We start from the raw sequence: 24,284 nt of genomic DNA, 5'->3' as shown, positions 1-24,284 counted from the left end.
ATGCGTGCACATTGCCGCCCTATCGGAGCCCTCGCCTTGCCCGCCCTCGACGAAATCGATCGCCAACTGATCGCCGCCCTGCAGATCAATGCCCGCGAAAGCGTGGCCATGCTTGCCCGACAGCTGGGCATCGCACGCACCACGGTGACATCACGCCTGGCGCGCCTGGAAAAAACCCAGGTGATTACCGGCTATGGCGTGCGCCTCGGCCAGCGCGTGGTGGAAGGTGGTTTGCAGGCGTATGTCGGCATCACCGTGCAGGCACGTTCGGGCAAGGAAGTGCTGCGCCGGCTCAGCGCCATGGCCCAGGTGCAGCAGTTGTGCGCGGTCAGCGGCGAGTTCGATTACGTCGCATGGCTACGCACGGACTCACCCGAACAGTTGGACCAATTGCTGGACCAGATCGGCAGCGTGGACGGCGTGGAGAAAACCACGACTTCGATCATCCTCAGTAACAAACTGGACCGCGGACAGCCAATTTGACCGCCATGTTCGTCACACTGACTAAAAACAGTTCAATCCGACGACATTTTGCGTCTTATTAACGAACGCTACGCTCCCTAAACTGGCTGCCATCTTTTCCTATACTCAGCGGGTCGCATCCCGCGGAGCCGTCAGCAAGGGTCAGCCATGAGCATTCCGTCCAGCACCATCAGCAAGACCAATCGCCACCCCGCCGACGGCAAGAAACCCATCACCATCTTTGGCCCGGACTTTCCGTTTGCCTTCGATGACTGGATCGAGCATCCAGCCGGGCTGGGCAGCATTCCCGCCGCCCAGCATGGTGCCGAAGTGGCGATCGTCGGTGCCGGGATTGCAGGGCTTGTTGCCGCTTACGAGCTGATGAAACTGGGCCTTAAGCCAGTGGTGTACGAGGCCTCGAAAATGGGCGGGCGCCTGCGCTCCCAGGCGTTTGAGGGCGCAGAAGGCATCATCGCCGAGCTGGGTGGCATGCGCTTCCCGGTGTCGTCCACAGCGTTCTACCACTACGTGGACAAGCTTGGCCTGGAAACCAAACCGTTCCCCAACCCGCTGACCCCAGCGTCCGGCAGCACGGTGATCGACCTCGAAGGCCAGACCCACTACGCACAAAAGCTCTCCGACTTGCCGGTACTGTTCCAGGAAGTGGCTGACGCCTGGGCGGATGCCCTGGAAGCCGGTTCACAGTTCGGGGATATCCAGCAGGCCATCCGCGACCGCGACGTGCCGCGCCTTAAAGCGCTGTGGAACACGCTGGTGCCGCTGTGGGACGACCGCACCTTCTATGACTTCGTCGCCACGTCCAAGGCGTTCGCGAAGTTGTCGTTTCATCATCGCGAAGTGTTCGGCCAGGTGGGGTTCGGCACCGGCGGCTGGGATTCGGACTTCCCCAACTCGATGCTGGAAATCTTCCGCGTGGTGATGACCAACTGCGACGACCACCAACACCTGGTAGTCGGCGGCGTTGCCCAGGTGCCGATGGGCATCTGGCGCCATGTACCGGAGCGATGCGCCCACTGGCCGGCCGGCACCAGCCTCAGTTCGCTGCACTGCGGCGCACCCCGCGCCGGGGTGAAACGCATTGCCCACGCGGCTGATGGCCGCTTTGCCGTTACCGACAACTATGGTGACACCCGCGAGTACGCGGCCGTGCTGACTACCTGTCAGAGCTGGCTGTTGACCACCCAGATCGAATGTGACGAAACCCTGTTCTCGCAAAAGATGTGGATGGCCCTGGACCGCACGCGCTACATGCAATCATCGAAAACCTTTGTAATGGTCGACCGCCCGTTCTGGAAGGACAAAGACCCGGAAACCGGCCGCGACCTGATGAGCATGACCCTCACCGATCGCCTGACCCGTGGCACCTACCTGTTCGATAACGGTGACGATAAGCCGGGGGTGATCTGCCTGTCTTACTCGTGGATGAGCGACGCCCTGAAAATGCTGCCGCAGCCCATCGACAAGCGTGTGAAGCTGGCCCTGGATGCGCTGAAGAAGATCTACCCGAAAGTCGATATCAAAGCGCGCATCATCGGTGACCCGATCACCGTATCCTGGGAAGCCGATCCGCACTTCCTCGGGGCGTTCAAGGGCGCGTTGCCGGGTCACTATCGCTACAACCAGCGGATGTATGCGCACTTCATGCAGAAGGACATGCCCGCCGAACAACGCGGGATCTTTATTGCCGGTGACGATGTGTCCTGGACCCCCGCCTGGGTGGAAGGCGCGGTACAAACCTCGCTGAACGCGGTGTGGGGCATCATGACTCACTTCGGTGGCAGCACTCACCCGGAGAACCCAGGGCCGGGCGATGTATTCGATGAAATCGGGCCGATCGCCCTGGCCGATTAAGGAGTTGAGCATGCGCGTTGCCCTGTACCAATGCCCACCGCTGCCGCTGGACGTGGCCGGCAACCTCAAGCGCCTGCACCCATTGGCGCATGAGGCGTCTGGCGCCGATGTGCTGGTGCTGCCGGAGATGTTCCTGAGCGGCTACAACATCGGCGCCGAGGCTGTTGGCGCGCTGGCCGAGGCACAGGACGGACCGTCGGCGCAGGCGATTGGCGAACTGGCCAAAAGTGCCGGGCTGGCGATTCTCTACGGCTACCCGGAACGGGCCGAGGATGGCCAGATCTACAACGCCGTGCAGTTGATCGACGCTCACGGCCGGCGCTTGTGCAACTACCGCAAGACTCACCTGTTTGGCGACCTGGACCACTCGATGTTCAGTGCCGGCGAGGATGATTTCCCGCTGGTGGAACTCAACGGCTGGAAGCTCGGTTTCCTGATCTGCTACGACCTGGAGTTTCCGGAAAACACCCGGCGCCTGGCCCTGGCCGGCGCCGAAGTGATCCTGGTGCCCACCGCCAACATGGTGCCGTTCGACTTTGTCGCCGATGTCACCGTGCGTGCACGGGCCTTCGAAAACCAGTGTTATGTGGCCTACGCCAATTACTGTGGGCACGAAGGCGAGATCCAGTACTGCGGGCAAAGCAGCATCGCCGCGCCGAATGGCCAGCGCATTGCACAGGCCGGCCTGGATGAAGCCCTGATCGTCGGGGAGCTGGATCGCCAGTCGATACTCGACGCCCGTGCTGCCAATCACTACCTGCAAGACCGTCGCCCCGAGTTGTACGGCGCGCTGCACAAGCCCTGATCCTGCCGGTGGGCGAGCGGTTTGATAACATGGCCACATCCTACGTTTCGGAAGTGCCCATGCCTGCGCCGGCCCACCCCCATCACCTTCATCTGACCCTGGCCAACGGCTTGCGGGTTTCCTTGCAGCACGCGCCGCGTTTGAAGCGGTGCGCAGCAGTGCTAAGGGTAGCGGCCGGCAGCCATGACGTGCCGCTGGCATGGCCGGGGCTGGCGCATTTCCTCGAGCATCTGCTGTTCCTCGGAACCGAGCGCTTTCCCAAGAATGACGGGTTGATGACATACGTGCAGCGTCATGGCGGCCAGGTCAATGCCAGCACCGGTGAGCGCACCACGGACTTCTTCTTTGAACTGCCAGTTGCGACGTTTGCCGGCGGGCTGGAGCGGTTGGTGGATATGCTCGCCCACCCGCGCCTGACGCTTGAGGATCAATTGCGCGAGCGCGAAGTGCTGCACGCCGAGTTTGTCGCCTGGTCCCAGGATGCGAAGGCGCAGCAGCAGGTCGCGTTGTTGGAAGGGCTGGCGGCTGATCACCCGCTGCGGGGGTTTCATGCAGGCAATCGCGACAGCCTGCCAGTGGAGCGTGAGGCATTTCAGCAGGCCTTGCGGGACTTCCACACGCAGTTTTATCAGAGTGGGCAGATGACCTTGAGCCTGACGGGCCCTCAACCGCTGCAAGCGCTGGAAGGCCTGGCGCAGCAGTTCAGCGAGCAACTGACCTCAGGGCCCCTGCGTCCACAGTCTGCACCACCGGCATTGATGCAGGGCCAAGCACCAAGCTATCAGCACATCGCCAATAATCACTTGCACCACGTCATCACGTGTAACGCGCCCCGTGAATCACTGGAATTCCTCTGCACCTGGCTCAATGCCTCGGCACCCGGCGGGCTGCTGGCCGAACTCAAGACGCGACAACTGGGCGGCGCACTGCAGGCGTCTGTGCTGTATCACTTTGCCGGCCAGGCGGTGCTGGACATCGACTTTACGCTCAGCAACCCCGTTGAGTCGGCGACGCAGATCGAGGCGTTGCTGCACGACTGGTTGAGCTTTTTCGCACACAGCGATTGGACCGCCTTGCGCGAAGAGTCTGCCTTGCTGGCGGCTCGCCAACAGCAGACCCTAGGCGCCCTGGCGCTGGCCCGGCATGACAGCGAGGCGCTGTCGGAACAGGCCGTCACCGACCTCAAGGCCATGCTCGACGCGCTGCGCCTGCCGCCCTCCGGGCACACGTGGCAACTGCCGCCGAGCAATCCGTTCCTGCGCCCGCCGGTCAACGCAGAACGCGCCGGCCTGATTCGCGGCCAGACCAGCGCGCACCGAGGGTTGCGCACCTTTGCCCAGGATCGCTCCCGAGGGCGTCGTGAGGTATCGGCGCTGGCTTTCAGCCAGGCATTGGCGGGTGACAGTGAAGAAGGTGCGCTGTACCTGCACTGGCAGTCCGCCCCGCCCGGCCTGGAAAGCGCAGTGCAGTCGTTGCGCGAAAATGCCCGTCAGGCGGGCGTCGACTTGTCGGTCGAACGCCTGGGCAATGACGGGCTGGTGAGGATGGTCGGGCTACAGGAGCCTATTCCAGCCGTGCTGGAGGTATTGGCGCAACGCCTGGCCCAACCGCAGGAAGCCCAGGCCGTCGCGCCCCCCATGATCGCCATCCGAACATTGCTCAAGGCACTGCCCGCTTGCTGCAGCGCTCGCACGCCCGAACCGGCATCCTGGGCCACCGCGCGCTGGCAAGGCCTGGGAATGGGTTTCTCTGCAGCGCAGGAAGCCGCGATCAAGACGGCGGCGGCCCGCCTGCCAGGGCAAACCACGAACCTCAATCAGGTGCAGCCATCCCTCAGCGGCCAACGCATCTGGCATGAGGTGGAAACCGACGCAAACGAAGCCGCCCTGCTGCTGTTTTGCCCGGCACCGAGCCAAGCCCTGGCGGACGAGGCCGCATGGCAACTGCTCGGCCATCTGCTTCAAGGCCCCTTCTACCAGCGCCTGCGGGTAGAGCTGCAAATCGGCTACGCCGTATTCAGCGGCATCCGACAGATAAACGGCCAGACCGGCCTGCTATTCGGCGTGCAATCCCCCAACGTGTCCCTTTCAGGCATCGTCGATCACCTGCAGACCTTCCTGAAGCAACTGCCGACGCTGATCGACAACAGTGAAGAACTGGGCAACCAGGCCCTGGCGCAGCAGTTCTCAACGCAGACGCTGCCCAACGCCCAGGCCGCCGAACTGCTGTGGCACGCCCATTTGGCGGGCCATTCGTCGGGTTACCTGGCTCACCTTCAAGCTCACATCCAAACCTGTACACGGGAAGCGTTGCAGCTTGCCGCCCAGCAAGTGGAAGCCGCCGCAGGCGGATGGCGCTGCGTGGCCAACGGCCCGCGCACGTCGGCTACCTGGCAAGCAGCCGGCTGATCATTGCCGGCCCTGCAAAAGGCTTTTTCCACCAAGACAGCGCTAACTTGAAAAGAATTGAGTAACATTCCTACGCACACATCTGAACATCTCCGACTGGAGGTGGACTATATGTATTACGTAGTAGTAAACGTCCCATCCCTTCGTAGGAGTAAGAATATGACCTGGTCCAAACCTGCTTACACTGATCTGCGTATTGGTTTCGAAGTCACCATGTACTTCGCCAGCCGTTAATCGGCTGGGTAATACAACGCCTCGGTTCGCCCGGGGCGTTTTTGTTTTGAGCTTGATGGAGCGACCATGTTTGTCCAGATTCTAGGTTCCGCCGCCGGCGGTGGTTTCCCGCAGTGGAACTGCAACTGCGTGAACTGCGCAGGTTTTCGTGATGGCAGCCTGCGGGCCCAGGCGCGTACCCAGTCGTCCATCGCGATCTCCGACGATGGCGTGAACTGGGTGCTGTGCAATGCCTCGCCGGATATCCGCGCGCAACTCCAGGGCTTCGCACCGATGCAACCCGGACGTGCACTGCGCGATACCGGCATCAGCGCGATCATCCTGATGGACAGCCAGATCGACCACACCACCGGCCTGTTGAGCCTGCGCGAGGGTTGCCCGCACCAGGTGTGGTGCACCGACATGGTCCATGAAGACCTCAGCACCGGCTTCCCGCTGTTCACCATGCTCACCCACTGGAACGGCGGCCTGGCCTGGAACCGTATCGAACTGGACGCCAGCTTCACCGTCCCGGCCTGCCCCAACCTGCGCTTTACCCCGCTGCCCTTGCGCAGCGCCGCGCCGCCCTACTCGCCGCACCGCTTCGACCCGCACCCTGGCGACAACATCGGCCTGATCGTCGAAGACCTGCGCACCGGCGGCAAGCTGTTCTACGCCCCAGGCCTGGGCAAAGTCGACGCGCCACTGCTGGACATCATGGCCGGCAGCGACTGCCTGCTGGTGGACGGCACGATGTGGGACGACGATGAAATGCAGCGCCGTGGCGTCGGCACCCGCACGGGGCGCGAGATGGGCCACCTGGCGCAAAACGGCCCCGGTGGCATGCTCGAAGTGCTCGCGCAGTTGCCCAAGCAGCGCAAGGTACTTATCCACATCAACAACACCAACCCGATCCTTGATGAAGACTCCCCCGAGCGAGCGGAACTGGTGCGGCGCAATGTCGAAGTGGCTTACGACGGCATGAGCATTGAACTGTAGGAGCGACCGAAATGACTGATACGCCGTTGACCCCCGCTGAATTCGAAGCAGCCCTTAAGGCCAAGGGCGCCTTCTACCATATTCATCACCCGTATCACGTGGCGATGTACGAAGGCCGCGCCACCCGCGAGCAAATCCAGGGCTGGGTCGCCAACCGTTTCTACTATCAGGTGAACATCCCGCTCAAAGACGCCGCGATCCTGGCCAACTGTCCAGACCGGGAGATCCGCCGTGAGTGGATCCAGCGCCTGCTCGATCACGATGGCGCCCCGGGTGAGGACGGCGGTATCGAAGCCTGGCTGCGCCTGGGCCAGGCGGTCGGCCTCGACCCCGAGCAACTGCGCTCCCAGGAACTGGTGTTGCCCGGCGTGCGTTTTGCGGTAGATGCGTACGTCAACTTCGCCCGTCGCGCCAGCTGGCAAGAAGCCGCCAGCAGCTCGCTGACCGAGCTGTTCGCACCACAGATCCACCAATCGCGCCTCGACAGCTGGCCGCAGCATTACCCGTGGATCGACCCAACCGGTTATGAATATTTCCGCACGCGCCTGGGCCAGGCTCGCCGCGATGTGGAACACGGGTTGGCGATCACCCTGCAGCACTACACTACGCGTGAGGGCCAGGAGCGCATGCTGGAAATTCTCCAGTTCAAACTGGACATCCTCTGGAGCATGCTCGATGCCATGAGCATGGCCTACGAACTCAAACGCCCGCCGTATCACAGCGTGACCGAGCAGCGGGTGTGGCATAAAGGGATCACCCTATGAGCTTTGATCGCAGCAGAATACCGGCCTGGCGCCAGGGCTACCGTTACCAGTATGAGCCCGCGCAAAAGGGTCACGTGCTGCTCTACCCCGAGGGCATGATCAAGCTCAACGACAGCGCCGCGCTGATCGGCGGGTTGATCGACGGCGAGCGCGACGTGGCAGCGATCATCGCCGAGCTGGATAAACAATTCCCTGGCGTGCCAGAGCTCGGCGAAGACATCGAGCAATTCATGGAGGTCGCCCGTGCTGAGCACTGGATCACCCTTGCCTGACAAGCCTGCCATCGGCCTGCCGCTGTGGTTGCTGGCCGAGCTGACCTACCGCTGTCCGTTGCAATGCCCGTACTGCTCCAACCCGCTGGACTTTGCCGAGCAGGGCAAAGAGCTGACTACCGAGCAGTGGTTCAAGGTATTTCGTGAAGCCCGCGAGATGGGGGCCGCGCAATTGGGCTTTTCCGGTGGAGAGCCGCTGGTGCGCCAAGACCTAGCCGAGCTGATCGCCGAGGCGCGCAAGCTGGGGTTCTATACCAATTTGATCACGTCGGGCATCGGCCTGACTGAACAGAAAATCAGCGACTTCAAGAAGGCCGGCCTCGACCATATCCAGATCAGCTTCCAGGCCAGCGACGAACAGGTCAACAACCTGCTGGCCGGCTCGAAAAAAGCCTTCGCGCAGAAGTTGGAAATGGCCCGCGCGGTGAAAGCCCATGGCTACCCGATGGTGCTGAACTTCGTCACCCATCGGCACAATATCGACAAGATCGACCGCATTATCGAACTGTGCATCGCGTTGGAAGCGGACTTTGTCGAACTCGCCACGTGCCAGTTCTATGGCTGGGCGCAGCTCAATCGTGTGGGGCTATTGCCGACCCAGGAACAACTGGTGCGCGCCGAACGCATCACCAACGAATACCGCGCCAAGCTCGAGGCCGAGGGCCACCCGTGCAAGCTGATCTTCGTTACACCGGATTACTACGAAGAGCGCCCGAAAGCCTGCATGAACGGCTGGGGCAGTATCTTTCTGACGGTGACACCCGACGGCACGGCCCTGCCCTGTCACGGCGCCCGACAGATGCCGGTGCAATTTCCGAACGTGCGCGACCACAGCATGCAGCACATCTGGTACGACTCGTTTGGTTTCAATCGCTTTCGCGGCTACGACTGGATGCCCGAGCCATGCCGTTCCTGCGATGAAAAAGAGAAGGACTTCGGCGGCTGCCGTTGCCAGGCCTTCATGCTCACGGGGGACGCGAGTAATGCCGACCCGGTGTGCAGCAAGTCCGAGCAGCACGGCATCATCCTGCAAGCGCGGGAAGACGCCGAACATGCCACCCAGACCATTGAGCAACTGGCCTTTCGCAATGAGCGCAACTCACGGCTCATCGCAAAAGGCTGACTGCCTCAGCGCTTGGCGATGATGTACACCGCGTGAATGATGCCGGGGAAGTAACCGCACAGGGTCAGCAGAATATTCAGCCAGAACGCGCCGCCGAAGCCCACTTGCAGGAACACACCCAGTGGCGGCAGCAGAATGGCGATGATGATACGAATGATGTCCATGGGTAAGCTCCAAAAAATCGGCTCGTGTGAGCCGTGTAGCTAATCGACATTGGCCGTTCGTAAGGGTTCACTGGGATCTGGCGTTGGGCCATCTATCGTTGTTGAACAGGCAAAAAAACGCCCCCAGCCGAAAGAATCAGGCCGGAGGCGCCGCGTATACCGCGAGACGGTTCAAGAATAGGGTTTAAACGGCGATGCCCTTGCGGCATTGCAGCTGTGCGGTGCGCACGCGCGCGAAGGCGCGGGCCAGGCGCAGGAGCATTTCGTCGATGTTGCTCTTGCTGATCGTCAGCGCCGGGGTGAAGCGCAGGCAGTTAGGTTGCGGGGCGTTGATGATCAGTCCTTCGTGCAAGGCCGCTTTCACGACAGCGTCCGCGGAATCATCCGATAACGTCAGGCCCCACATCAGGCCGTGCCCGCGCAATGGCCCGTGGTCGTAGCGACAGGCCAGGCGAGCGAGGCCTTCGCCAAGGTAAAGGCCAGACTCACGCACCTGCTCCAGGAAGCCGTGTTCCAACACGGCATCCAGCACGGCAACGCCGGCCGACGCCATCAGTGCATTGCCATGATGGGTGCCTTCCAGTTCGCCTACCTCAAAGCAACAGGCAGTGCCGCGCGCCAGCAGCGCTGCCAGGGGCACGCCGCCGCCCAAGCCTTTGCCGAGGGTGATGATGTCGGCACGTACGCCATAATGCTGTTCGGCGAGCAAGGTGCCGCAGCGGCCAATACCGGTTTGCACCTCGTCGAGAATCAGCAGGATCCCCAGTTCGCGGCACAAGCGCTCGACACCTTTGAGATAATGCTCCGTCGCGGGGATCACGCCGGCTTCGCCCTGGATCGGCTCCAGCATGATCGCGACGGTCTGCGCATCGACTGCGGCGTGCAAGGCCGGCAGATCGTTGAACGGCACATGGCTGAAGCCGGGTAGTTGCGGTTCGAAGCGATTGGCGCGGTCGCTCGCCGAGGCCGACATCGCCGCGAAGCTGCGGCCATGGCAACCATTGCTCGCGCTGATGATGCGGTAGGCGCCGCCGCGATGCAGTTGGCCCCACTTGCGTGCCAGCTTGATCGCGGCTTCGCAGGCTTCGGCACCGCTGTTGAGCAGGTAGGCCTGGTCACTGCCAGTGCGATGGCACAGCCGATCGACGAGGTTGAGTTGGGTGCGGTTATGCAGGCTGTTGCCCGGATTGATCAGCGCCTGGGTCTGGTCGGCCAACGCTTTGATCAACACCTGCGGGCTGTGGCCGAGGCTATTGGCGGCGGCGCCCTGGTTGAAGTCCAGGTAGGCACGGTCGTCGCTGTCCCATAGCCATGAGCCCTGGCCGCGCACAAATACCTGAGCCGGCCGCGCCACAGTCGGCATCAGCGACTCACTGGAATGACTGCCGCGCGGGGTATCCAGGATCAAGTCATCCAGGCTGGGCGCGGGGCGACGCATATTGAACAGGTTCACACCTTCACCCCGCTGGCAACCGGACCTTGGTCGGTACAGGCCATGTGTCGTGAGTAAAGATTGTATGCCTTGCCTATGTAAACGCTATCAACATAAACACTGTTCATTGCCCGATCCGGCCCTGTAAGCCCTGCGAATAGCCGCTAGACTAGGCGTCTCGGGGGCCAACAGCCATTTCGTTTTTCCAGCTTTTTCGATAAGTAAGTCTTATGGATTTCAAGCAACTGCGTTATTTCGTCGCGGTGTACGAGGAAGGCCACGTAGGCCGTGCGGCAGAGCGTCTGTCGATCTCGCAACCAGCACTGTCGCAACAGATTCGCCAGTTGGAACAGAACCTTGACGTAAGCCTGTTCGAACGCAGCAGCAAGCGTCTGCTGCCGACATTGGCGGCGCATACGCTGTACAACCATGCCCTGCCACTGATCGATGGCATGCAACAGGCGATCGAAGCGCTGCGCAACTTCAAGGGCCAGGCGATGCGCACCCTGGCCATCGGCGTGCTGCAAACCGTGCACACCAGCCTGGTCCCGCAGATGCTCGAGCGTGTGCGCAAGGCCCAGCCGCACTTGGTGGTACAGATCTACGAATTGACCGGGCTTGAAATTGAACGGCGGCTGCTCAACGGTTCGCTGGATATTGGCATCAGCTACTTGCCACCGCGCCAGCCGGGATTGCACGGCGTGTTGTTGTATGAAGACGAGCTGAAAGTGGTCATCCCCGAGGACCATCCTTTGCGGGAGTTCAAGAAAGTCTCGCTGAAACAGGCGGCTGAATTGCCGATGTTACTGCTGGGGGAAGAGTTTCAGGTCAGGCAGATCTGGCAGGGCCAACTGTCCAACCTCGGACGGCGCCCGCAGGTGCAGGCAGAACTCAATACCATGGTGGGGATTCTCGACAGCCTGCCTCACACAAAACTGGCGACTGTGCTGCCGGGGCGCTCCCAGGACGAACACAACAGCCAGTTGCTGCTGTGGAAACCCTTGAGCGAACCCAGGGTGCCGCTGAAAGTGGGCCTGGTGTGCCGAGATGTGCAGCGCCAGCAGGCGACGGTAGCGTTGCTGCGCACCTTGCTGGAAGACGTGATGAATGCCCCGCAGGCGCCTGCCTGACTTTTTCGCAGGCAAAAGAAAACCCCGCCGAAGCGGGGTTTTGCAGACTGTTTCCCTGACATCCATTTCACTCCGCCATCCTGGCAGAATCCTACGTGTCCGTGTTGTTGCTTTGCGCTTCCTGCGCGACGTCCATGTGAAGTAGATTATCCGTGGATCCAATGTGGCGATAGAGGACGAATAGCAGCACGTCATGTAAGAGAATGCTTACACGCCCTCCAAGTCCTTAAAACAGGGCTTCATCCAGCAAAAACAGTGATTCGCTACCGGCTTTTACCGACGCACTCAGCGAATGAATACGGGGCAACAGGCGGGCGAAGTAGAAGCGCGCCGTGCCCAGCTTGCTGGCATAGAAGTTGTCTTCAGCCTCCTTGCCCAACGCAGCCTTGGCCATGCGTGCCCACATGTAGGCATAGGCCATGTAGCCAAAGGCGTGCAGGTATTCCACCGACGCTGCGCCGATTTCATTCGGGTTGGTCTTGGCGCGGTCCAGCACCCAGGCGGTCAACTCATCCAAGTCATCCACCGCCGAACTCAGTGGTTTGGTGAATTCAGCCAGCTCGGCACCCGCCGAGGCAATGAACGCGCGGATCTCATCGGCGAACAAGCGGTAGAACGCTCCGTCGCTGCCGACGATCTTGCGCCCCATCAGGTCCAGCGCCTGGATACCGTTAGTGCCTTCGTAGATTTGGGTGATGCGCACGTCGCGCACCAGTTGCTCCTGGCCCCACTCGCGAATGTAACCGTGGCCGCCAAACACCTGCTGGCCCAGTACCGTGGTTTCCAGGCCCAGGTCGCTCAGGAAAGCCTTGGCCACCGGTGTCAGCAACGCCACCAGGTTATCCGCACGCTCGCGGGCAGCAGCGTCGTCGCTGAACTTGGCGATGTCCAGTTGCGTCGCCACGTAGGTGGAGAACGCCCGACCGCCTTCATTCGCGGCCTTCATGGTCAGCAGCATGCGACGCACATCCGGGTGCACGATGATCGGGTCGGCCACTTTGTCTTTGGCTTGGGCGCCAGTGGGTGCACGGCTTTGGACGCGGTCGCGCGCGTATTCAATCGCGTTCTGGTAGGAACGCTCGCCGGATGCCAGGCCCTGGATGCCCACACCAAGACGCTCGTAATTCATCATCGTGAACATCGCCGCCAACCCACGGTTCGGCTCGCCCACCAGGTAACCCACCGCTGCGTCGAAGTTCATCACACAGGTGGCCGACGCCTGGATACCCATCTTGTGCTCGATGGAACCACAGCTCACCGCGTTACGTGCACCCAGGCTGCCGTCGGCATTGACCATGAACTTCGGCACCAGGAACAGGGAAATACCCTTGGGACCCGCCGGCGCGTCCGGCAGCTTGGCCAGCACCAAGTGGATGATGTTTTCGGTGAGGTCGTGTTCACCACCGGTGATAAAGATCTTGGTGCCGCTGATGGTGTAGGAACCGTCCGCCTGTGGTTCAGCCTTGGTGCGGATAATCCCCAGGTCAGTACCGGCGTGAGCCTCGGTCAGGCACATGGAGCCGGCCCATTCACCTGAATACATCTTCGGCAGGTAGGCGGCCTTGAGGTCTTCGCTGGCGTGGGTATTGATCGACACGCAGGCGCCGGAGGTCAGCATCGGGTACAGGCCGAATGCCAGGCTCGATGAGTTGATCATCTCTTCGACCTGGGCCGACACGGCCTTGGGCATGCCCATGCCACCGAAGACCGGATCGCCACCGACCCCTACCCAGCCGCCTTCAGCGTAGGTTTTGTAGGCCTGTGGGTAACCGTCCGGGGTGAACACCGCAGTGTCATCCCAGCGGCAACCCTGTTCATCCCCACCGCGACTGAGCGGGGCGATGGACTTGGCGGTGACCTTGCCGGCCTCTTCGAGGATGGCTTCTACGGTTTGGGCGTCAACGGTGTCTGCCAATGCCGGCAATTGGGCCCAAGTCTTGGCGACCTCAAATACTTCGTTGAGGACGAAGCGCATATCACGCAACGGCGCTTTGTAATCAGCCATGGCAAACCTCGTGAGAACGTGAAAAGTGATTCGGTAGGATCGGTTTTACAGGCCCCGAGTGTACCCGAACAACTTTTAAGACACATAGGGTCTACTTGTGACTGATAGGTATTTTTAAGTCATCACAGCGAAAATGCCTCCGCGGGCAGACTCATCAGGCATTCGCTGCCCGCCTCCACCGCCGCGCGGTGGGTAGCGGTACGCGGGAGCAGGCGCTTGAAGTAGAAGTCACACGTGGCGAGCTTGGCCTTGGCGAAGTCGGCGTCCTGTTGCTCAAGGGCGGCGATCGCCATGCGCACCCACAGGTAGGCGAGAATGACGTAGCCGCTGTACATAAGGTAATCCACAGCCGCCGCGCCGACTTCATCGGGGTTTTTCATCGCCGCCAGGCCGACTTGAGTGGTCAGTTCGCCCCACTCCCCGTTGAGTTGGTTGAGCTGCGCCACATATCCCTTGAGCTGTGGGTGCTCGGCATTGGCCCCACAGAACTTATGCACGAGCTTGGTAAACCCGCGCAGCAACTTGCCCTGGCTGCCCAATACCTTGCGCCCAAGAAGGTCGAGGGCCTGGATGCCATTGGTGCCTTCATAGATCGGCGCAATCCGCGCATCCCGTGCCAGTTGCTCCATGCCCCATTCGCGGATGTAACCGTGGCCACCGAAGACCTGCATACCGTGGTTGGTCACCTCCAGCCCGGTATCGGTCATAAAGGCTTTGCAGATGGGCGTGAGAAACGCCAGCAGGTCTTCGGCGTCCTGGCGCTGGGTGGCGTCGCTGCTCAGGTGCGCGGTGTCGAGCAATTGCGCGGTGAAGTAGGCCAGTGCGCGGTTGCCTTCGTTGAAGGCTTTCATGGTCAGCAGCATGCGGCGCACATCGGGGTGCACGATGATCGGGTCGGCAGCTTTTTCCGGGGCCTTGGCGCCGGTCAGCGAGCGCATTTGCAGGCGATCGTTGGCGTACTTGATCGCCCCCTGGAAGCTTGTCTCGCCGTTGCACAGGCCCTGCATGCCGGTACCCAGGCGCGCATGGTTCATCATGGTGAACATGCAGTTGAGGCCTTTGTTTGCCTCGCCGATCAGGAAGCCCTTGGCGCCGTCGAAGTTCAGCACGCAGGTTGCCGAGCCCTTGATGCCCATCTTGTGTTCGATGGAACCGCAGTGCACCGCATTGCGCTCGCCGGAGTCGGCATGGAACTTGGGCACGATAAACAGCGAGATGCCCTTGGTGCCCGCCGGCGCATCCGGGAGCTTGGCCAGCACCAGGTGGATGATATTGGCGCTCATGTCGTGCTCGCCGGCCGAGATGAAGATTTTGCTGCCGGTGACCGCATAGCTGCCATCAGCCTGGGGCACGGCGCGGGTCTTGATCAGGCCCAGGTCGGTGCCGCAGTGCGCCTCGGTGAGGCACATGGTGCCGGTCCATTCGCCGGCCGTCAGCTTGCTCAAGAAAATGTCTTTCTGCTCAGCGGTGCCATGGGCGTGGATCGCCGACATCGCACCGTGGGTCAGCCCCGGGTACATGCCCCACGACGTGTTGCTGGAGCCGATCATCTCACTGAGCACCAGGCCCAGTGACTGCGGCAAGCCTTGGCCACCGTAAGCCGGATCCGCCGCCACACCGTGCCAGCCGCCTTCCACGTACTGGGCGAAGGCTTCCTTGAAGCCCTTGGGCGTGGTGACCACGCCATTGTCGAAATGGCAGCCCTCTTCGTCGCCACTGTGGTTGAGCGGTGCGAGCACGTTCTCGCAGAACTTCGCGCCTTCCTCGAGGATCGCGCCGACCATGTCCGGGCTGGCATCGGTCGCGCCCAATGCGGCGTAGTGACCGTGGAAATCAAACACGTTGTCGATCAGGAAGCGCATGTCGCGAAGGGGAGCTTTGTACTCAGGCATGGCAATGTCTCCGTCAGCAGATGGTTTCAACCTACTGCCAGCCACTGCCTCGGACAATCACTGTAGAACCGCTGAATACACCGCTATCACTCAACCGGCAGCGCTCTCCATGCGCACCGCGCCACGGCGGGTTTGCCCGGCTGCCACCACGCAGTTACGCCCGGCACCCTTGGCGGCGTACAGCGCCTGGTCGGCGGATTTGAGCACCTCTTCCGGCGTGCGCTGCTCGGCCTGGCGTTCGGCCACGCCAATGCTGATGGTCACCGACACGCTGGAGGCGCCGCTGCCCGAGCGACGCTGGCGCCCCTGCTGGTCATCCTGGGGGCGGTCCGAGTTGCGCAGCTTGATGTCGTAGTCGGCGATGATTTCGCGGATCTCCTCCAGGTGCGGCAGGCATTCCTCCACCGTCTTGCCGGCAAACACCACGGCGAACTCTTCACCGCCATAGCGGTAGGCCCGCCCGCCGCCGTTGACCTTGGACAACTTGCTCGCCACCAGGCGCAACACCTGGTCGCCGACGTCATGGCCATGGGTGTCGTTGAAGCGCTTGAAGTGGTCGACGTCGCTCATCGCCAGCACATAGTTGCGCCCCAGGCGCTGCATGCGCTCATTCAACGCACGACGCCCCGGCAAGCCGGTCAGCTCATCGCGGAAGGCCATTTGATAAGCCTCGTGGGCCACGCCGGCGGCGATCATCAACATCACCTGGCTGCACATGATGTTCAGGGTGAACGGGAGTATGAACGTCTGCGGCAACATCCAGAACATCCCCAGCAACCCCACCAATTGCGCCGCATGCAGCGGGCGCGGCTGGTACCAGTATTGGGCCGCCAGGGTCAGGAAACCAATCAGGAACATCGGGTACGACAGCTGGATCAGGCTCATCCAGCTGCCATGCAGCGCCGGCCAGCGAATCTCCGCCAGCCAGTTCAGCACCGCCTGGGGATAACTCTGCTCCAGTGCCAAGGCCACGCTGCCGACCGCCAGCAACACTGCGCCACGGGCGACGAAGTCACGGAACAGGTGAGTCTTCTCCTGCCACAGCGCGTAGATGCTGAACAATAACGGCAGCAGCAGGCAGCACAAGTGAAACACCACCGCCGCGTCGTCGCGCACGCGGCCGTGGTCGCGGTAGAAGTCGGTCTGGGTGTCGAGCAGGAAGTAGGCGATGTACACCGTGATCATCAGGAACAGTTCACGCTGACGGCGATACACCGCGCAGTACGAACCGCCGAGTAACAGCACCAGGGTCGGCAACACATTGAACAGTGAGGTGAAGAAGACGTTGAGGTCCTTGACGTACGCAGCCGAGAGCCCCGCCAGCAAGAGCAGCAAAGAAGGTAGAAAGTGACTGAACCGTACAGCGGACACGCGCGACAAGGGTAGAACTCCGACCCACAAAAAAATGATGGCACTGTGCCTTGATGCGGACAGTTAAGCACACCCTGCCGCACATGTATCACATTGCCATCACTGTAACGGCAGCCGGAAGCAATCCCTGAGCGCTGTACTGTGGTTTTTTATCGCTCACAAAAAAGCCGCCGCTCCCGTGAAGGAGCGGCGGCTCTGGCAGTGAACCCGGTTTGGCTTAGTAAGCCAGGCCGAAGTCTTCTTCTTTCATGTCCATCAGGTTGTTGGCGCCCGACAGCATGGTGGCCACGTGAGTGCGAGTACGCGGCAGGATGCGCTGGAAGTAGAAGCGCGCAGTCTGCAGCTTGGCGTTGTAGAACGCTTCTTCGGTGGTGCCGGCGGCCAGTTTCTCGGCCGCCAGGCGCGCCATGTCGGCCCAGAAATAGGCCAGGCAGGCGTAACCGGAGTACATCACGTAGTCCACCGAGGCAGCACCCACCTCTTCGCGGTCCTTCATCGCGGCCATGCCGACCTTCATGGTCAACTCGCCCCACTCTTTGTTCAGTGCAGCCAGCGGTGCAACGAACTCTTTGACGGCGTCGTTACCTTCGTTAGCCTGGCAGAACTTGTGCACGATCTTGGTGAAGCCCTTGAGCGCTTCGCCCTGGGTCATCAGCACTTTACGGCCGAGCAGGTCCAGGGCCTGGATGCCCGTGGTGCCTTCGTACAGCATCGAAATGCGGCTGTCGCGAACGTTCTGCTCCATGCCCCACTCGGCGATAAAACCGTGGCCGCCGTAGATCTGCACGCCGTGGTTGGCCGATTCAAAGCCGACTTCGGTCATGAACGCCTTGGCGATCGGGGTCATGAATGCCAGCAGGCCATCCGCCTGTTTCTTGGCTTCGTCGTCGGTACCGTATTTGACGATGTCCACTTGCTTGGCGGTGAAGTACACCATCGCACGGTTGCCTTCGGCGAAGGCTTTCATGGTCAGCAGCATGCGGCGCACGTCAGGGTGCACGATGATCGGGTCAGCGGCTTTTTCCGGTGCTTTCGGGCCGGTCAGCGAACGCATTTGCAGGCGGTCACGCGCATATTTCAGGCCACCCTGGAAGCCAGCCTCGGCGTGGGCCAGGCCTTGCAGCGCAGTGCCCAGGCGAGCAGTGTTCATAAAGGTGAACATGCAGTTCAGGCCTTTGTTCGCCGGGCCGATCAGGAAACCGGTGGCCGCGTCGAAGTTCATCACGCAGGTGGCGTTGCCGTGGATGCCCATCTTGTGTTCCAGGGAACCACAGGTCACCGCGTTGCGCTCACCGATCGAGCCATCGGCGTTTGGCAGGAACTTCGGCACGATGAACAGCGAGATGCCTTTGGTGCCCGCCGGTGCGTCCGGCAGGCGGGCCAGTACGATGTGGACGATGTTGTCGGCCATGTCGTGCTCGCCGGCCGAGATGAAGATCTTGGTGCCGGAGATTTTGTAGGAGCCATCGGCCTGAGGTTCGGCCTTGGTGCGCAGCATGCCCAGGTCGGTGCCACAGTGTGGCTCGGTCAGACACATGGTGCCGGTCCATTCACCCGACACCAGTTTGGTCAGGTAAGCCTCTTGCTGCTCAGGGGTGCCGTGCTCGGAAATGGTGTTCATCGCACCATGGGACAGGCCGGGGTACATGCCCCACGACCAGTTGGCGGTACCAACCATTTCGCTGACCGCCAGGCCCAGGGATTCCGGCAGGCCTTGGCCACCGTGCGCTACGTCGTGGGCCAGGCTTGGCCAGCCGCCTTCGACGAATTGTTTGTAGGCTTCCTTGAACCCTGTCGGGGTCTTAACGCCTGACTCACTCCAGGTGCACCCTTCGATGTCGCCCACGCGGTTCAGCGGTGCCAGCACTTGCTCACAGAACTTGGCGCCTTCTTCGAGAATGGCGTCAACCATGTCCGGAGTAGCGTCCTGGCAAGCCGGCAGACTCTGATAGTGCGCTTCATAGCCAAGCAGTTCGTCACGAACGAAGCGAATATCACGCAAGGGGGCCTTGTAGTCAGGCATAGCGATAAACCTCTGCTGATGTATCTGGAATGAACAACCGCGTGGATTTGTGTTATAGCGGTCAAACAGGTGTTTGAAACATACGTTTACGACCTGGGGATGTCAAGCGTCGTCCAGCCGCCGTTTGTCATGACGTGGGTCAATGGCGCGCACGGCAAAGCCCGCGGCGAGATGCCACCAGTAAGATTAGGAGAGAAACAGGGCTGTAGCCGCTGGCTTGCCCGCGATACAGGCGTCGCGGTCGAGGAGTAGAACCGAATTGATGCTATCGCAAGCGAACCAGCTCCCACATGAAGCGAGAGCCGGTCGGCGTGTAGAGGGTTTAAGCGTAGGTGTCGATCAGGGTGCCAAGCATTTCATCCGAAGCCTTGGCCACTTTTACGCCCAGTTCCACCTGGAACTTGCCTTGGGCCATTTCGACCATGTTGCTGGCCGAGTTCGATGGCTGGGCGCGGTCGTTGGCTTGCAGACGGTCGCTTTGCGCATCCGATGGCTGGGTCGTCGCGGCGCTGGCAATCTTGCCCGCAGCCTGGTCGACACGGTTCTGCCCAGTCTGAATGCTGCTCAGGCCCGAGTAAAACGCGCTGCTTCCAGAGATTTCCATGGCGTAAGCCTGCCTTTAGAGAATCGTGAAGTTGAATTGAAGCAGATATCCCAGCAAAGGGCTCGTCAAAAACACTAATGGCATAATGCCTTGTTGATAGCCAAAATCAGTCAAGCAAGTCCAACTGCAAGTATTCAGCAACGGCTTGGGCCCCGGCGTGCTTGAGTTTGGGCACGCGCCCCAGGCACGGTGCAGGCAACCGCTCCGCCAGCGTCGCGAGGTTTTCTTCCAGACGAGAGGTCTTGGGGTCGATGATATTCGCCACCCAACCCGCCAGCGGCAAACCGTCTCGGGCGATGGCCTCGGCGGTCAGCAACGCATGACTGATACAGCCCAGGCGCACGCCAACCACCAGGATCACCGGCAGCTTGAGCGCCATGGCCAAATCCGACAGGTTGTCCTGGTCGGCCAACGGCACGCGCCAGCCGCCCGCACCTTCGATCAACGTGAAATCCGCTTGCTGCGCCAGGATGTGCTGCATGGGTTTCAACAGCGATTGCACCGTCAACGCAACGCCCGCCTCCCGTGCTGCCAAATGCGGGGCGATAGCGGGCTCGAAGGCTACGGGGTTGACCTCGGCATACGTCAGCGGCAACGAACACTCGGCCAGCAACGCCAGGGCATCGGCGTTGCGCAAGCCTTTGGCCGTGACCTGGCAGCCGGACGCCACGGGCTTACCGGCCGCAGTGCTCCTGCCGGCCTGGCGCGCCGCGTGCAGCAGGCCGGCGGCGATGGTGGTCTTGCCGACATCGGTGTCGGTGCCGGTGATGAAATAAGCGGCGCTCATAGAGGTTTCTCCAGTACGGCATACACCACTTGGTAAGTCGCCGGCAGGCCTTGGGCCTGGCGGAACTGCTCATACGCTTGTACCAGTGCAACAATCCGCGCGCGCCCCGTCAACCCTCCCCGCCGTCCCGGGTTGAGATTGTGCGCACCCAACGCCTTCAACTCATGGGTCAGGCTGCGTACATCGGGGTAATGCAGCACATGGGGCCGGCGCTCCAGGCTCACCACGCGCAGACCACTGGCCGCGCATAGCTGTTGATACGCCTCGAAGGTGCGAAAGCGATTGACGTGCACCATGCCATCCGCCGCGCGCCAGCTTTCGCGCAACTCATCCAGTGTTCCCACGCATAGACTCGCAAACGCCAGCACACCACCCGGTTGCAACACGCGATGCGCCTCGCTGAGCACCGCCGTGAAATCCGCACACCATTGCACCGCCAGGCTGGAGAAGATCAGCCCGAAGCTGGCGTCCCGCAACGGCAGGCGTTCGGCATCGCCGGCGATGAAATGCCCGGCGCCGCCCAATGGCCGCGCGTGGTTGAGCATGCCTTCGGCAATATCCAGTGCCACACCCTGGCTGGCTGGCAACGCCGGAGCCAACACCCGGCTGAAATACCCGGTGCCGCACCCCATATCGAGCCAGCGTTGCGGCGCACACGTCGACGGCAGGCGCCCCAGCAGTTCATGCCCCACCGCGCGCTGCAACTCGGCAACACTGTCGTAACTGGCCGCCGCGCGGGAAAACGACGCAGCGACCTGGCGCTTGTCCGGCAAGGCACCGGGCAGCGGGGCGTGGGATAAATCAGTCATCGAGGCACTCATGCAAAAAAGCCTGGATAGCCCCCGCGACGCCGTGGGGGTCTTCCAGAAGAAAAGCGTGACCGGCCTGTTCAATCAGGCCGATTTCAACATCCGGAAGCAGAGCCAGCAGGTCGCTGGCGGCTTGCGCAGGCACCAACCCGTCCAGGCCGGCGAACAGGTGCAACTGCGGGCCGCGATACGCCAGCAAGGCTTCGCGGGTGTCGAGTTGGGCGAGCAGTTCAAGGCCGGGCATCAATACACTTGACGGCGAATTCGGCGCCCCGCTGACCAGCAGCCGCGACAGCCCGCGTGGGTCTTCAGCGCCCTTGGCGCACAGCAGGCCGAAGCGCTTGAGGGTGACCTGAGAGTCGGCATGGCAGCCGGCGAGAAACGCGTCGAACGTCTCGGCAGGCATCGCGTTCGGCCAACCGTCGTGGGCGACAAAACACGGGTTGCTGGCCAGTGTCAGCAGGCCGCAACAGCGTTCGCCGCGCCGCGCGGCCAGTTCCGATGCGAGCATGCCACCCAGGGACCAACCGCCCAGCCAGGCATTGTCCGGCAGCGTGGCGTCGAGTTCCTCGAGCCATTCACCCAAGTCGCTGGAACCCAACACCGGCAACGGCTCGATCTGCACCCGCAGGTGTTCGTCCAGCCCTTGCAACGCGGCGGCCAATGGCTCCAGCGGCGATACGCCGAGGCCCCAGCCGGGGAGCAATATCAGTCGATCACGCATGGTCGGGCTCCGTGGCGCCTAACGAGCGGAAACACACTTCCAATCCGTCTAACAATAGCTGCACCTGCGCCGCGCTGTGGGCCGCCGTCAGTGTCACGCGCAAACGTGCGCTGCCGGCCGGCACGGTGGGTGGGCGAATCGCTGTCACCATCAGGCCGCGCTGGCGCAGCATCTGCGACAGACGCACGGCCTTGGCGCTGTCACCGATCAGGATCGGCTGGATCGGCGTGAAGCTCTCCATCAGGTCCAGGCCAAGCTGCTCGGCGCCCTGGCGGAACTGGCGGACCAGGCTGTTGAGGTGCTCGCGCCGCCAGTGCTCGGTGCGCAGCAACTCCAGGCTCTTCAAGGTGGCGCAGGCCAGGGCGGGCGGTTGGCTGGTGGTGTAGATGTACGGGCGGGCGAACTGGATCAGGCTTTCGATCAGGTCTTCACTGCCGGCCACAAAGGCGCCGGCCGTGCCGAACGCTTTGCCAAGGGTGCCGACCAGTACCGGTACGTCGTCCTGGCTCAGGCCGAAATGCTCGACAATCCCGCCGCCGTTGGCACCCAATGGGCCGAAGCCATGGGCGTCGTCCACCATCAACCAGGCGCCCCTGGCCTTGGTTTCCCGGGCCAGCGCCGGCAGGTCTGCCAGGTCGCCATCCATGCTGAACACGCCGTCGGTGACCACCAGCGTATTGCCGGTAGCCTTCTCCAGGCGCTTGGCCAGGCTCGCCGCGTCGTTGTGCAGATAGCGGTTGAAGCGCGCCCCGGACAACAAGCCCGCATCCAGTAGCGATGCATGGTTGAGGCGGTCCTGCAGCACCGTATCGCCCTGCCCCACCAACGCCGTGACGGCGCCGAGGTTGGCCATGTAGCCGGTGGTAAACAGCAGCGCGCGCGGGCGGCCGGTGAGGTGCGCCAGGGCTTCTTCCAGCTCATGGTGCGGCGTGGCATGCCCGATCACCAGGTGCGAAGCGCCACCGCCCACGCCCCAACGCGACGCGCCGGCACGCCAGGCTTCGATCACTTGCGGGTGATTGGCCAGGCCCAGGTAATCGTTGTTGCAGAACGCCAGCAGCGGCTGGCCGTCCACCACCACTTCCGGGCCTTGGGGGCTTCCCAGTAGCGGGCGTTGACGATAGAGGTGCTGGGCACGGCGGGCAGCGAGGCGCGCGGCGAGATCGAAAGACATGCTGGCCTCGATACATCAGGTGAACTCGATCCAATGTGAGAGCAGGCAAGCCTGCGATAGCGGTGATTCAGACACATTGATGTTGAATGTGCCGCCGTCATCGCAGGCAAGCCGGCCCCCACATTTGAATCGCATGCTAATAGGGAGATCAGTGGGGTTTTAAACCACAGCGTTATAGAACTGCTCGCTGCTCTTCTGCTCCACCAGCGCCTGTTCGATCGCCGCCTGATGCACCTCATCCGCGTGTTCTTCACGCGCTTCCGGCAGGATGCCCAGGCGCGAGAACAGTTGCATGTCCTTGTCGGCCTGCGGGTTGGCGGTGGTCAGCAGCTTGTCACCGTAGAAGATCGAGTTGGCGCCGGCGAAGAACGCCAGGGCCTGCATCTGCTCGTTCATCGCTTCCCGGCCGGCCGACAGGCGCACATGGGACTGCGGCATCAGGATGCGCGCCACGGCGAGCATGCGGATGAAGTCGAACGGGTCGATGTCTTCGGCGTTTTCCAGCGGCGTACCGGCGACCTTCACCAACATGTTGATCGGCACCGATTCCGGGTGCTCAGGCAGGTTGGCCAGTTGGATCAGCAGGTTGGCGCGGTCGTCGAGGGACTCACCCATGCCGAGGATGCCACCGGAGCAGATCTTCATTCCCGAATCACGTACGTAGGCCAGGGTTTGCAGGCGCTCGCTGTAGGTGCGGGTGGTGATGATGCTGCCGTAGAACTCCGGCGAGGTATCGAGGTTGTGGTTGTAGTAGTCGAGCCCAGCCTGGGCCAGGGCTTCGGTCTGGTCCTGGTCGAGACGACCGAGGGTCATGCAGGTTTCCAGGCCCATGGCCTTCACGCCCTTGACCATCTGCAGCACGTAGGGCATGTCTTTGGCCGACGGGTGCTTCCAGGCGGCGCCCATGCAGAAGCGGGTCGAGCCAATGGCTTTGGCGCGAGCAGCCTCTTCCAGGACCTTCTGTACTTCCATCAGCTTTTCTTTTTCCAGGCCGGTGTTGTAGTGGCCCGACTGCGGACAATATTTGCAATCTTCCGGGCAGGCACCGGTTTTGATCGAGAGCAGCGTCGACACTTGCACACGGTTGGCGTCGAAATGCGCGCGGTGCACGGTCTGCGCTTGGAACAGCAGGTCGTTGAATGGCTGCACGAACAGCGCTTTGACTTCGGCGAGGGACCAATCGTGACGCAAGGTGGCGGTGGTGCTGGCGCTCATGGGCGATTCCTTGATTATGCTTTGGCAAGCGCTGCG

22 protein-coding genes are annotated in these 24,284 nt (G+C 62.0%); 10 read left to right on the top strand and 12 right to left on the bottom strand.

Annotated features, from left to right (window positions below; translation table 11 throughout):
* Positions 1-36: 36 nt before the first annotated feature.
* The 9 genes from CQ002_RS03225 (at position 37) to pqqE (ending at position 8,918) form a co-directional block, all read left to right on the top strand.
* Entirely contained in the window at positions 37-483 is a 447-nt protein-coding gene (locus tag CQ002_RS03225; RefSeq protein WP_034109677.1) for an Lrp/AsnC family transcriptional regulator, read from the top strand.
* 168 nt (positions 484-651) lie between these two features.
* Positions 652-2,334 (top strand): NAD(P)/FAD-dependent oxidoreductase, encoded by a 1,683-nt coding sequence (locus tag CQ002_RS03220; protein ID WP_034110668.1) that lies wholly within the window; start codon positions 652-654, stop codon positions 2,332-2,334.
* Positions 2,335-2,344: 10 nt separating this feature from the next.
* Positions 2,345-3,139 (top strand): carbon-nitrogen hydrolase family protein, encoded by a 795-nt coding sequence (locus CQ002_RS03215; protein ID WP_034109679.1) that lies wholly within the window; start codon positions 2,345-2,347, stop codon positions 3,137-3,139.
* A 59-nt stretch (positions 3,140-3,198) separates the two neighbouring features.
* Complete coding sequence (gene pqqF, locus CQ002_RS03210) at positions 3,199-5,547, top strand: pyrroloquinoline quinone biosynthesis protein PqqF (protein ID WP_105162964.1); 2,349 nt, start codon at positions 3,199-3,201, stop codon at positions 5,545-5,547.
* Positions 5,548-5,706: 159 nt separating this feature from the next.
* Positions 5,707-5,781 carry a pyrroloquinoline quinone precursor peptide PqqA gene (pqqA, locus tag CQ002_RS03205; RefSeq protein ID WP_003194766.1) on the top strand — a complete coding sequence of 25 codons (75 nt, stop codon included), beginning with the start codon at positions 5,707-5,709 and terminating at the stop codon, positions 5,779-5,781.
* Positions 5,782-5,847: 66 nt separating this feature from the next.
* The gene (gene pqqB / locus CQ002_RS03200; protein WP_034109682.1) at positions 5,848-6,759 is read left to right on the top strand and encodes a pyrroloquinoline quinone biosynthesis protein PqqB; all 912 of its coding nucleotides are present in this window, start codon (positions 5,848-5,850) and stop codon (positions 6,757-6,759) included.
* 11 nt (positions 6,760-6,770) lie between these two features.
* Positions 6,771-7,523: a pyrroloquinoline-quinone synthase PqqC gene (pqqC, locus tag CQ002_RS03195; RefSeq protein WP_034109684.1), complete on the top strand. Its 753-nt coding sequence runs from the start codon at positions 6,771-6,773 to the stop codon at positions 7,521-7,523.
* Complete coding sequence (gene pqqD / locus CQ002_RS03190; RefSeq protein ID WP_034109686.1) at positions 7,520-7,795, top strand: pyrroloquinoline quinone biosynthesis peptide chaperone PqqD; 276 nt, start codon at positions 7,520-7,522, stop codon at positions 7,793-7,795. The genes pqqC and pqqD overlap by 4 nt, the downstream gene beginning before the upstream one ends.
* A complete protein-coding gene (gene pqqE, locus CQ002_RS03185) occupies positions 7,788-8,918 on the top strand; it encodes a pyrroloquinoline quinone biosynthesis protein PqqE (RefSeq protein WP_052211157.1) in 1,131 nt (376 codons plus the stop codon). Before pqqD ends, pqqE begins: the two co-directional genes overlap by 8 nt.
* Before the next feature lie 5 nt (positions 8,919-8,923).
* Here pqqE and CQ002_RS03180 read toward each other — a convergent pair whose 3' ends face one another.
* Entirely contained in the window at positions 8,924-9,082 is a 159-nt protein-coding gene (locus tag CQ002_RS03180) for a YqaE/Pmp3 family membrane protein (RefSeq protein WP_003194776.1), read from the bottom strand.
* 184 nt (positions 9,083-9,266) lie between these two features.
* Positions 9,267-10,535, bottom strand: a complete 1,269-nt coding sequence (locus CQ002_RS03175) for an aspartate aminotransferase family protein (protein WP_105162965.1) — start codon at positions 10,533-10,535, stop codon at positions 9,267-9,269.
* 209 nt (positions 10,536-10,744) lie between these two features.
* Between CQ002_RS03175 and CQ002_RS03170 the strand changes: the two genes are divergently transcribed.
* The gene (locus CQ002_RS03170) at positions 10,745-11,644 is read left to right on the top strand and encodes a LysR family transcriptional regulator (RefSeq protein WP_034109691.1); all 900 of its coding nucleotides are present in this window, start codon (positions 10,745-10,747) and stop codon (positions 11,642-11,644) included.
* Positions 11,645-11,870: 226 nt separating this feature from the next.
* Here CQ002_RS03170 and CQ002_RS03165 read toward each other — a convergent pair whose 3' ends face one another.
* The 10 genes from CQ002_RS03165 to bioB all read right to left on the bottom strand — a co-directional run bounded on the left by CQ002_RS03165 (position 11,871) and on the right by bioB (position 24,248).
* Complete coding sequence (locus CQ002_RS03165; RefSeq protein WP_105162966.1) at positions 11,871-13,649, bottom strand: acyl-CoA dehydrogenase C-terminal domain-containing protein; 1,779 nt, start codon at positions 13,647-13,649, stop codon at positions 11,871-11,873.
* Positions 13,650-13,771: 122 nt separating this feature from the next.
* Positions 13,772-15,541, bottom strand: coding sequence for an acyl-CoA dehydrogenase C-terminal domain-containing protein (locus CQ002_RS03160; RefSeq protein WP_105162967.1), 1,770 nt, complete (start codon positions 15,539-15,541; stop codon positions 13,772-13,774).
* A 90-nt stretch (positions 15,542-15,631) separates the two neighbouring features.
* Positions 15,632-16,921 carry a diguanylate cyclase gene (locus tag CQ002_RS03155; protein ID WP_069078423.1) on the bottom strand — a complete coding sequence of 430 codons (1,290 nt, stop codon included), beginning with the start codon at positions 16,919-16,921 and terminating at the stop codon, positions 15,632-15,634.
* A gap of 208 nt (positions 16,922-17,129) precedes the next feature.
* The gene (locus tag CQ002_RS03150; protein WP_034109700.1) at positions 17,130-18,935 is read right to left on the bottom strand and encodes a phenylacyl-CoA dehydrogenase; all 1,806 of its coding nucleotides are present in this window, start codon (positions 18,933-18,935) and stop codon (positions 17,130-17,132) included.
* Between the two features lie 322 nt (positions 18,936-19,257).
* Entirely contained in the window at positions 19,258-19,539 is a 282-nt protein-coding gene (locus tag CQ002_RS03145) for a hypothetical protein (protein ID WP_034109702.1), read from the bottom strand.
* A gap of 106 nt (positions 19,540-19,645) precedes the next feature.
* Positions 19,646-20,326 carry a dethiobiotin synthase gene (bioD, locus tag CQ002_RS03140; RefSeq protein ID WP_098467472.1) on the bottom strand — a complete coding sequence of 227 codons (681 nt, stop codon included), beginning with the start codon at positions 20,324-20,326 and terminating at the stop codon, positions 19,646-19,648.
* Positions 20,323-21,135, bottom strand: coding sequence for a malonyl-ACP O-methyltransferase BioC (bioC, locus tag CQ002_RS03135; RefSeq protein WP_105162968.1), 813 nt, complete (start codon positions 21,133-21,135; stop codon positions 20,323-20,325). Before bioC ends, bioD begins: the two co-directional genes overlap by 4 nt.
* Positions 21,128-21,859 carry an alpha/beta fold hydrolase gene (locus CQ002_RS03130; protein ID WP_034109707.1) on the bottom strand — a complete coding sequence of 244 codons (732 nt, stop codon included), beginning with the start codon at positions 21,857-21,859 and terminating at the stop codon, positions 21,128-21,130. Before CQ002_RS03130 ends, bioC begins: the two co-directional genes overlap by 8 nt.
* Positions 21,852-23,033, bottom strand: a complete 1,182-nt coding sequence (gene bioF, locus CQ002_RS03125) for an 8-amino-7-oxononanoate synthase (RefSeq protein WP_098467474.1) — start codon at positions 23,031-23,033, stop codon at positions 21,852-21,854. Before bioF ends, CQ002_RS03130 begins: the two co-directional genes overlap by 8 nt.
* 159 nt (positions 23,034-23,192) lie before the next feature.
* Positions 23,193-24,248, bottom strand: coding sequence for a biotin synthase BioB (gene bioB, locus CQ002_RS03120; RefSeq protein ID WP_016977842.1), 1,056 nt, complete (start codon positions 24,246-24,248; stop codon positions 23,193-23,195).
* Positions 24,249-24,284 lie beyond the last annotated feature (36 nt).

Origin of the sequence: Pseudomonas sp. MYb13, from assembly GCF_002980075.1 — a bacterium.
In the GTDB taxonomy this organism is placed as follows: Bacteria; Pseudomonadota; Gammaproteobacteria; order Pseudomonadales; family Pseudomonadaceae; genus Aquipseudomonas; species Aquipseudomonas lurida.
Note: the sequence above shows the minus strand (reverse complement) of the source record. Positions and strands in the feature narration are given on the sequence as shown.